The sequence below is a fragment of the [Phormidium] sp. LEGE 05292 genome (genome assembly GCF_015207735.1).
In the GTDB taxonomy this organism is placed as follows: Bacteria; Cyanobacteriota; Cyanobacteriia; order Cyanobacteriales; family Aerosakkonemataceae; genus Floridanema.
Map to the genome: position 1 here is coordinate 1 of NZ_JADEWG010000202.1, position 9,672 is coordinate 9,672.

A 9,672-nucleotide genomic window follows, 5' to 3' on the forward strand; every position below is an offset into this window, starting at 1 on the left:
TTACCAGTCCCCAGTCCCCAGTCCCCAATCCCCTGTAAGAATTGCGATCGCACAAGACAAAGCATTTAATTTCTATTATCAAGACAACCTAGATTTACTAGAAAACTTAGGTGCAGAATTAGTATTTTGGAGTCCTCTTAATGATACTACTTTGCCCAAAAATGTGCAAGGATTTTATTTTGGAGGTGGTTTTCCCGAAGTTTTTGCCCAAGAATTAAGTGATAATTTTCCTATTAGAGAAGCAGTTAAAAAAGCGATTTTGACAGGAACTCCAACTTATGCAGAATGCGGGGGTTTAATGTACTTATGCGAGGAAATAATAGCTTTTTCAGGAAACTGTTACCCGATGTTAGGACTTTTACCCACAAAAGCAGAAATGGGTTCCCGTTTAACATTAGGATATCGCCAAGCAACAGCATTGCAGGATAGCCCAATATTAGCTGCTGGCGCGATCGTTTGGGGGCATGAATTTCATCGTTCCAGCTTATCTAAAACTCCAGCGAAACCCTTGTTTAAAATTAATGGCTTTTCTGCTAACTTAGTAAATGAAGAAGGATGGAACTTGTATAACATTCATGCTTCATACATTCACTTGCATTTTGGTAATCATCCAGAAATTCCCACAAGATTTTTGCTGCAATGCAGATTAAATGGTATTTAAAAACCGCAGATAAACGCAGTTAATAAAAAACATCCGTACTTATATATATCTTTGCAAGACTCAGAAAGAGGACATTGAACTGAAAAACCTCAACATAGTTAAAGACTTTAGTCTCTCAATTTAGTAGAATCAAGGACTAAAGTCATTACTCAAAGCTATTTGATCTTGGTAAACTAACTAGGATAAGTGCTTTTACAGCAGATTATGGTGAAGTTGTGGAACCTGGAACAGTAGTAGAACTGCCTGGTGTATTTCTCATTCCAGGAGTGGTAGTAGAATCATTGGAAGAATTATTACGCTCTTGATCGAGACATCTTTGGTTCTGAGCTGTTATGCTTTGATCGTCTCCTGAAGGATAAGATGAACTTCCCGAAGAATTTCTGCGACTAGCAGTAGTAGAAGAATTTCTAGAGTTACTACTACTAGAAGAACTTCCTAGATTGTTGTTTGTACCATTGAGGCAAGGATCATCAACAGCATTTACACCAGTTGAACCAGCAGAACCTCGATCGTTGATGGGATTAGAAGTAGATTGACCAGGAGAATTTTGTGCGAGTAACAAAGAGTTATTAGCAGATTTGTGGAGATTTACTTCTGCAAATCCGGGAAGAGTAAGTAAAGAACTAATTCCCACAACTCCTAAAAAACCAGCCAACTTGTTAATTAAATTCATTGTCCTTCATCTCCGAAGAAAAAAGAAAATTGTAGAAATGTCAGCTTTCCTGAGAATCAAATTCTCAAATCAAAAACTCTGCAAAACTAAAATCTGTCTTTAGTGGTACTTGCTGGGTTAGGTTCGCGGTAAGGCACAGTCTCTTTGGGTTTGCGGAATAAACCAGCTAGACCAGCTAGACCAACCAAACCTAGTAAGCCCCAATTGGAATGGGAATTGCGATCGCTTTGGGCAGCACTAACTTGCTGGGAACCAACCGCACCTGAAGTCGTACCAGTACTAGTAGTACCAGTAGCGTCAGTCGTACCAACTCCATTTCCTGTGCCAGTTGTACCAGTACCGTCAGTCGCATCAACTCCAGTTCCCGTACCAGTCGTCCCAGTACCCAGTCCTGCACCAGTACCGCCTGTCGTATCAACTCCAGTTCCCGTACTAGTTGTACCAGTTCCCGTACCAGTCGTCCCAGTACCCAGTCCTGTACCAGTACCGTCAGTCGTACCAGTACCCAGTCCCATTCCAGTACCGCCTGTCGTACCAGTTCCCGTTCCCGTCCCCGTTCCAGTTGTACCAGTACCCAGTCCCGTTCCAGTACCGCCTGTCGTACCAGTTTCCGTTCCAGTTGTACCAGTACCGCCTGTTGTACCAGTACCCAGTCCTGTACTAGTACCGCCTGTCGTACCAGTACCGTCAGTCGTACCAGTACCCAGTCCCGTTCCAGTACCGCCTGTCGTACCAGTTCCCGTTCCAGTTGTACCAGTACCGCCTGTTGTACCAGTTCCTAATCCTGTACCTGTCGTACCAGTACCCAATCCTGTACCAGTACCGTCAGTTGTACCAGTACCCAGTCCCGTTCCAGTACCGCCTGTCGTACCAGTTCCCGTTCCAGTTGTACCAGTACCCAATCCTGTACCAGTTCCCGTTCCAGTTGTACCAGTACCTAATCCCGTTCCAGTACCGCCTGTCGTACCAGTTCCCAATCCCGTTCCAGTTGTACCAGTACCGCCTGTTGTACCAGTACCAGTTCCACCAGTTGTACCAGTTCCAGTACCCGTTCCAGTTCCACCAGTTTGAGCAGAACTAGGTAAACTTAGGGGAAGAGTCACTAAATTCACAGCGAAAACACTAGCCCAAACAACTTTAGACAAGTCAAAAGACTTCATAGTAAAGGTTCCTCTAATTTCCTAAATCTCTGCAAGTTCTTGGTATATAAAAATGGTGTTTTTTAAATCACATTTATTTGAACCAGAATTGATTAGACCTAATCAAGCCATTTATCTAACTTCAGAGGAATTATGTTTTTACTTAATATTCCTCAGTCTGTCTTCCATCACCTTGCTACTTAACACTTTTGGTAGATGATTAGGTTGAAATACTAATTTCTTACTTCTGCCATTATTAACCCACTGAAATGTTATCTGTACGTTGACTAACCTAATAAGCACAATAACTAATAGTTTGCCTCTAAACTTCTATCGAAAGAACAGGTATACTTGTTTACTTTATCTATGTCCAATGACAGAAAAACTTTTATCATAATTTAGTATTATTTGCTTTATATTAATATCTCCGTTTCAGGAGCGTTTCCCCTTTCCTGCCAAATCGGGCTTGCTTAATGACCGTTTTCCTCAATTGAGCATCTCCAGGTTAGCACCTCTAGAGCGATCGCTAATTCTAAATATGTAATCATCTTTAAAATATTAGTTGCAGCGTTTATATCAGCATGAGTTCTAAATCCACAAGTCTTGCAATATGGAAATTGACAATTATTTCCCACCTAAAACTTATACCAAAACTCTCAAATACTAATTTAATTATAGTTACTCTAAATTCCCTACCCACAAACACAACAATGCCTAGTCAATGGGACTAGGCACGTTCGGAAAAAATGAGCAAAATTTTCAAGTGTTAATCGTCAAAAAGTAGGACGAAGATAAACGGTAAACAACTAAGGTGGACAATCGTAATTGCAGTTGGAATACCACGGCCTTCGCATAGATTGGTCTTTCCTGATCCGGGTTTGGCACTGCTCTACAAAAGAGCGTTTTGCCACTTCTTTAAGCTATGCCTTGATAACTGCAATTTGGTTCCTGTCAGGAGACACCGCGACCGAACCGTTTGTTTTTTTGTTGATTTATTGTTCCTTTCGGTGTCCATCTTTAAATTAGCATAGATAACCTTGGCGGTGAAGGCTAGTTTACTTAATTTAATGTGTTTTTACACTACTTAGTTTTTAGCAAATAGTGTTAACAAATAGGGGAAAGGCAGAAGGCAGAAGGCAGAAGGGAAGAAAGGTAAAAAGGAATTAGGATAAGTTTTCAATAATTTGCGCCCCTGCCCCCCTGCTCCCAAGGGGGCGGAAATAAAAGGCAAAATATAGTTACAATGGGGGTTTGGAGATTGAAAACTGAGTAGTATGGGGAAATAACTCAAAACTCGATCGCGATTTACAAGATTTCAGGATTGAGCAGATTTGCAGATTGACTAATCCCGTTCATCCTGTAAATAAAATAATCTTGGTCAAACTTTCCCTGTTCTCAGTCCCCAGTCTCGTAGGACAGGCATCTTGCCTGTCACCCTTAGCCCCCTATCACCAAGTACAATTAGACAGACTCATGCCTGCATCTCTCCCATATCTTAGCGGTAGCGAAATTCGACAAAAATTCCTCGACTTCTTTGCCGAAAAAGGACATCAAATTTTGCCTAGCGCCTCTTTAGTCCCGGAAGATCCCACTGTTTTGTTAACTATTGCTGGGATGCTACCATTTAAGCCGATTTTTTTGGGACAGAGAACTCCCGAATTTCCTCGCGCCACCACATCGCAAAAGTGTATTCGCACTAACGATATTGAAAATGTCGGGCGTACCGCAAGGCATCATACTTTTTTTGAGATGCTGGGTAATTTTAGCTTTGGAGATTATTTTAAAGAAATTGCGATCGCTTATGCGTGGGAACTCTCTACAAAAATTTTTGGTTTACCCAAAGAACGTATTGCTGTTAGCGTCTTCGAGGAAGATGACGAAGCTTTGGCAATTTGGCGCGATCGAATAGGAGTACCAGAAAAGCGAATTAAACGCATGGGTGCAGATGATAACTTTTGGAATTCAGGCCCAACTGGTCCCTGCGGCCCTTGTTCAGAATTATATTACGATTTCCATCCCGAACGGGGCGACGACGAGATCGATTTAAACGACGATTCTCGGTTTATTGAATTTTATAACCTGGTTTTTATGCAATATAACCAGGATGCTGAGGGAAATTTAACTCCTCTAAAAAGCAAGAATATTGACACCGGAATGGGATTGGAACGGATGGCGCAAATCCTCCAAGGTGTTCCTAATAATTACGAGACAGATTTGATTTTGCCGATTATCAAAACTGCGGCGGAAATTGCTGGAATTGATTACGCTAAAGCTGATGAAAAAACCAAGGTTTCTTTAAAAGTAATAGGCGATCATGTCCGTTCAGTTGTGCACATGATTACTGATGAAATTCGGGCATCAAATATCGGGCGCGGTTATGTTTTGCGACGGTTAATTCGTCGGGTAGTGCGTCATGGTAGATTGATTGGGATTTCAGAAGAATTTACTCCGAAAGTTGCGGAAACTGCGATCGATCTTTCCGAATCAGCTTATCCCAATGTCCGCCAAAGAGAAACAACAATTAAAGCTGAATTACAAAGGGAAGAAAATCGCTTCTTAAAAACTTTGGCAAGAGGCGAAAAACTGCTGGAAGAAACTATTACAAGAGTTAAGCAATCTGGGAAAACGGAAATTCCTGGAAATGATGCTTTCACCCTTTACGATACTTACGGTTTTCCTTTAGAACTCACCCAAGAAATTGCTGAAGAAGAGGGATTAACGGTAGATTTGGTGGGCTATGAAGCGGCGATGAAGGAACAAACAACGCGATCGCAATCTGCCCACGAAACTATAGACTTAACTGTACAAGGTTCTCTGGATAAATTAGCTGAAAATATCCATGCTACTCAGTTTTTAGGTTATACCGAAGCGGTAGCTAATGCCAAAATCGAAGCAATTCTAATTAATGGCGAATCTGTGGAAGAAGTGGAAGCAGGAACAGAAGTACAAATAGTACTGGATCGAACTCCATTTTATGCTGAATCTGGCGGACAAATTGGCGATCGCGGTACAATTAGCGGCTATGGTTCTATAGTTAGCATTCATGATGTGAAAAAAGAATCAGATTTCTTTGTCCATTTTGGGCGCATCGAAAGAGGTAATTTACGAGTAGGAGATAGCGTCAACGCGCAAATCGATCGATCTTGTCGTCGGCGCGTGCAAGCTAATCACAGTGCTACCCATTTGTTACAAGCAGCATTGAAGAAAATTGTCGATGATTCTATCTCGCAAGCGGGTTCTTTGGTAGCATTCGATCGCTTGCGTTTCGACTTCAATTGTCCGCGTGCTTTAACTCCAGAAGAAATCCAACAAGTTGAGGAATTAGTTAATACTTGGATCGCAGAAGCACACGCCGGAGTTGTGGAAGTTTTGCCCTTAGCAGAAGCTAAAGCTAAAGGTGCGATCGCCATGTTTGGGGAAAAATATGGTGAAGAAGTCAGGGTGTTAGATTTTGGAGTTTCGATGGAACTTTGCGGCGGAACTCATGTGAATAATACCGCCGAAATTGGGGTGTTTAAAATCATCTCAGAAACAGGTGTTGCTGCGGGAATTAGACGCATTGAAGCCGTCGCAGGGCCAGCAGTGTTAGAATACTTGAATCTGCGGGATAAGGTAGTGCGAGAATTGAGCGATCGCTTTAAAGCAAAACCCGAAGAAATTCCCGAAAGAATCACCAACTTACAAAACGAACTCAAAGCAAATCAAAAGGAATTAGAAACCTTAAAAGGCGAATTAGCTATTACCAAATCCGATCAATTACTTTCCCAAGCGGAAACAGTTGGCGAATTTCAAATTCTAGTAGCTGAACTGCCAAATGTTGACGCTGAATCATTAAAAACTGCCGCCGAAAGACTACAGCAAAAATTAGGCGAAGCAGCTGTAATTTTAGCTTCCAGTCCTGAACCCCAAAAGGTGAATTTTGTAGCATTTTTTAGTCCAAAAGTCAATAAAAAAGGCTTACAAGCTGGCAAATTTATCGGACAAATCGCTAAAATTTGCGGTGGCGGTGGCGGTGGCAGACCAAATTTAGCTCAAGCAGGTGGAAGAGATGCTACAAAATTAAAAGAAGCTTTAGAAACTGCTCGTAAACAGTTACGAGAAGGATTATAAATCTGTACTTGGGGACTGGGGAAGTTTGACCAAGATTATTTGATTTAGAGGATGAACGGGATTAGTCAATCTGTAAATCCTCTCAATCCTGAAATCTTCTAAATCCCGATCGAGTTTTGAGTTGTACGGGCGGGTGAGAACCCAAAGATTGTCTGTTTGTTGCAAAGGTTGTCTACTAAACCCGCCCGTACAGAGTCCCCTTGTCCCCTTGTCTCCTTGTCTCCTTGTCTCCTTGTCCCCTATCTTAATCAGATATATATGGATTTTGATAGATTGACGACAAGAGATAAATTAGAAAATATTAAGACTATAGGGTGATCTTCACTATCTGCCCGATCGGGTGGATAACTACAGTCATGTTTGATAAAATTCAGCTAAATTCCTGATCTAGCTGAGTTGCCTTTGTAGTTTTTGTTAAGATTATCGCAGACTCAGCAATTATGAACTTTTCCAAGATAAAATCATCAAAAAAAATTTGGATTTTCGCTTGCTGCTTATATTTAGGAATTTTAATTTTTATTTCTAATTCTGCTTATTTAAAAAATTTTTTATATCTATTAAAAGGTATACCTTTTGCCAAGACATTGATAGAGTTTTTCCTCATAGGGTTTGCTACATTTTTGAGCCATCTATCCCTAAATAAACGCTATGTAATGGTATTTGGAATCTTTTTTCCCCAAGCACCATTAATCATAGCTATGTGTTGTACATTAGATGAAATACTCCAAACACTTTCTGCCAAGCCAAGCTCTAGTATTATTAACTTACTCGCTGACTTGGCTGGAATTATATTATTTTACTTTTTAGCAGAAAGGGTAAAATTAAAGAGTTAGTCAGGAGAGTAAATATATGAAATGTCCTGCTTGTGGCAACGAGTTAAGTCAGAAATTAGCTGGAAATATCATCGTTGATGCTTGCGAAGGTGGCTGTGGGGGTATTTGGTTCGATCGGTTTGAATTGCCAAAGGTTGATAACTTGGAAGAAGCAGAGGGAGAAAGCCTACTAAATATTAAAAAAAGTCCAGAAGTGGAAGTTAATCCTAATGTGAGAAGGTATTGTCCTAAGTGTTCAGGTATCCCGATGATGCGACATTATTACAGCATCAAAAGAGAGGTGTTAGTTGATGAATGCCCAAGTTGTGCAGGTTTTTGGTTAGATGCAGGAGAATTAGCGGCAATTCGCAGTCTGTTTAGTTCCGAAATGGAGAAGGAAATAGTCACAGAACAATATATTGCCGATATTGTTAGTAAATATATAGGAAGATAAATAGTGTAATTTTTCTAAAAAAATTAGCGCACTTACTCAGTTAGCTGGTAGCAGAGGCAAAAATTGTTCGTGCTAATAAGGCGAAGAAATTGCGGGAAACCGATTATCATTATGAGGACACAAAGGTTAAAATAGAAGCCAATTCTCAAGAAAGCTGCAATTTATTCAACCATGACTACAGCTGCTCCAGCTAAAACTAAGTACGAAGCTATCATTGGTTTAGAAACCCATTGTCAACTGAGTACTGCCACCAAAATTTTCTGTAATTGCTCTACCAAATTTGGTGCAGCACCCAACGAAAATGTTTGTCCTATTTGTATGGGGATGCCAGGAGTATTACCAGTACTAAATCAAAAGGTGCTGGAATATGCCGTAAAAGCTGGTTTAGCCCTGAATGCGGAAATTGCTTCCTATAGCAAGTTCGATCGCAAACAATACTTCTATCCTGACTTACCAAAGAATTATCAAATATCTCAATATGACTTGCCAATTTGTGAACATGGTTGGCTAGAAATTGAGTTAGTAGATGAAGAAGGTAACGCCACTCGGAAAAAGATTGGTATTACTCGTCTGCACATGGAAGAAGATGCAGGTAAGTTGGTTCACGCAGGAAGCGATCGCCTTTCTGGTTCTACCTATTCCTTAGTTGACTTCAACCGCACAGGCGTTCCTTTGTTAGAAATTGTCTCCGAACCAGATATGCGATCGGGACAAGAAGCAGCGGAATATGCTCAAGAACTACGACGAATCATGCGTTATCTCGGTGTCAGCGACGGGAATATGCAAGAAGGTTCCTTGCGTTGTGATGTTAACGTTTCTGTGCGTCCAGTTGGGCAAAAAGAATTTGGCACTAAAGTAGAAATTAAAAATATGAACTCCTTTAGTGCGATTCAAAGGGCGATCGATTATGAAATTGAACGCCAAACAGCTGCACTCGAAGCCGGAGAAAAAATAGTTCAAGAAACTCGCCTCTGGGAAGAAGGAAGTCAAAGAACCGTTAGTATGCGGATCAAAGAAGGTTCCAGCGACTATCGCTACTTCCCCGAACCCGATCTGGCACCAATAGAAGTTTCTGCGGAACAAAAGCAAAACTGGAAAGAAGAATTACCCGAATTGCCAGCCGCCAAACGCCACCGTTACGAAAGTGAATTGGGACTTTCCGCCTACGATGCAAGGGTGTTGACAGACGATCGCGCCGTCGCCGAATATTTTGAAGCTGCGATCGCTAATGGTGCTAGCCCCAAACAAGCGGCAAACTGGGTAATGGGTGATATTACGGCCTACCTGAACAATGAAAAACTCAGTATTACTGAAATTGCCCTCAAACCAGATACCCTTGCTGAACTCATCTCCTTAATCGAAGACAAAACCATTAGCGGCAAGATTGCCAAAGAAATTCTGCCAGAACTGCTCACTAAAGGCGGTTCAGTTAAGGAAATGGTCAAAGATAAGGGATTAATCTCCGATCCTGCGGTTTTAGAATCCTTAATCGACAAAATCCTCGCCGCCAATCCCAAAGAGTTAGAACAATATCGCAACGGCAAAACCAAACTACTCGGCTTCTTCGTCGGACAAATGATGAAAGAAACGAACGGTCGGGCTGACCCCCAACTCACCAACCAACTCCTAGCCAAGAAGTTGCAATCTTGACAACTTCTTTACGAAAAACCCACCAAACTTCATAAAATTCTTAAAAAAGGGGTGTCACCCCTCATACCCAGGATGGTATATTGATGTAAGTAGATGCACCCTGATGATCGGGAGAGTCGTTATCCAAGCGGCTCCCCTTTTTTTTTGGCAAAGGCAGGGGAGGTGGGGGGGAG

General features: G+C 41.4%; 8 protein-coding genes and 1 pseudogene. 6 read left to right on the forward strand and 3 right to left on the reverse strand.

Going from position 1 to position 9,672, the window contains the following annotated elements:
* A pseudogene (locus tag IQ264_RS29405) lies at positions 1-661 on the forward strand (cobyrinate a,c-diamide synthase); the annotation flags it as partial.
* 202 nt (positions 662-863) lie between these two features.
* Here IQ264_RS29405 and IQ264_RS29410 read toward each other — a convergent pair.
* From IQ264_RS29410 to IQ264_RS33955, 3 genes are all read right to left on the reverse strand, one after another.
* A complete protein-coding gene (locus IQ264_RS29410; protein WP_193985709.1) occupies positions 864-1,334 on the reverse strand; it encodes a hypothetical protein in 471 nt (156 codons plus the stop codon).
* 86 nt (positions 1,335-1,420) lie between these two features.
* Positions 1,421-2,494: a WGxxGxxG-CTERM domain-containing protein gene (locus IQ264_RS29415; RefSeq protein ID WP_193985711.1), complete on the reverse strand. Its 1,074-nt coding sequence runs from the start codon at positions 2,492-2,494 to the stop codon at positions 1,421-1,423.
* 449 nt (positions 2,495-2,943) lie between these two features.
* Complete coding sequence (locus IQ264_RS33955; protein ID WP_193985712.1) at positions 2,944-3,108, reverse strand: zinc ribbon domain-containing protein; 165 nt, start codon at positions 3,106-3,108, stop codon at positions 2,944-2,946.
* 838 nt (positions 3,109-3,946) lie between these two features.
* Here IQ264_RS33955 and alaS point away from each other — a divergent pair.
* The 5 genes from alaS to gatB all read left to right on the forward strand — a co-directional run bounded on the left by alaS (position 3,947) and on the right by gatB (position 9,499).
* Complete coding sequence (alaS, locus tag IQ264_RS29425) at positions 3,947-6,583, forward strand: alanine--tRNA ligase (RefSeq protein ID WP_193985714.1); 2,637 nt, start codon at positions 3,947-3,949, stop codon at positions 6,581-6,583.
* Between the two features lie 216 nt (positions 6,584-6,799).
* Positions 6,800-6,901 carry an adenylate/guanylate cyclase domain-containing protein gene (locus IQ264_RS33960; RefSeq protein ID WP_228061911.1) on the forward strand — a complete coding sequence of 34 codons (102 nt, stop codon included), beginning with the start codon at positions 6,800-6,802 and terminating at the stop codon, positions 6,899-6,901.
* 122 nt (positions 6,902-7,023) lie between these two features.
* On the forward strand, positions 7,024-7,416 hold the full coding sequence (locus tag IQ264_RS29430; protein ID WP_193985716.1) for a VanZ family protein: 393 nt from the start codon (positions 7,024-7,026) through the stop codon (positions 7,414-7,416).
* Between the two features lie 16 nt (positions 7,417-7,432).
* Positions 7,433-7,849 carry a zf-TFIIB domain-containing protein gene (locus tag IQ264_RS29435; RefSeq protein ID WP_193985718.1) on the forward strand — a complete coding sequence of 139 codons (417 nt, stop codon included), beginning with the start codon at positions 7,433-7,435 and terminating at the stop codon, positions 7,847-7,849.
* A 171-nt stretch (positions 7,850-8,020) separates the two neighbouring features.
* The gene (gene gatB, locus IQ264_RS29440; protein ID WP_193985720.1) at positions 8,021-9,499 is read left to right on the forward strand and encodes an Asp-tRNA(Asn)/Glu-tRNA(Gln) amidotransferase subunit GatB; all 1,479 of its coding nucleotides are present in this window, start codon (positions 8,021-8,023) and stop codon (positions 9,497-9,499) included.
* Positions 9,500-9,672: the final 173 nt, after the last annotated feature.

Excerpts from the sequence above, each read along its gene's own strand:
- IQ264_RS29410 (WP_193985709.1), bottom strand. The coding sequence starts at position 1,334 with ATGAATTTAATTAACAAGTTGGCTGGTTTTTTAGGAGTTGTGGGAATT.
- IQ264_RS29415 (WP_193985711.1), bottom strand. The coding sequence starts at position 2,494 with ATGAAGTCTTTTGACTTGTCTAAAGTTGTTTGGGCTAGTGTTTTCGCT.
- alaS (WP_193985714.1), top strand. The coding sequence starts at position 3,947 with ATGCCTGCATCTCTCCCATATCTTAGCGGTAGCGAAATTCGACAAAAA.
- IQ264_RS29430 (WP_193985716.1), top strand. The coding sequence starts at position 7,024 with ATGAACTTTTCCAAGATAAAATCATCAAAAAAAATTTGGATTTTCGCT.
- IQ264_RS29435 (WP_193985718.1), top strand. The coding sequence starts at position 7,433 with ATGAAATGTCCTGCTTGTGGCAACGAGTTAAGTCAGAAATTAGCTGGA.
- gatB (WP_193985720.1), top strand. The coding sequence starts at position 8,021 with ATGACTACAGCTGCTCCAGCTAAAACTAAGTACGAAGCTATCATTGGT.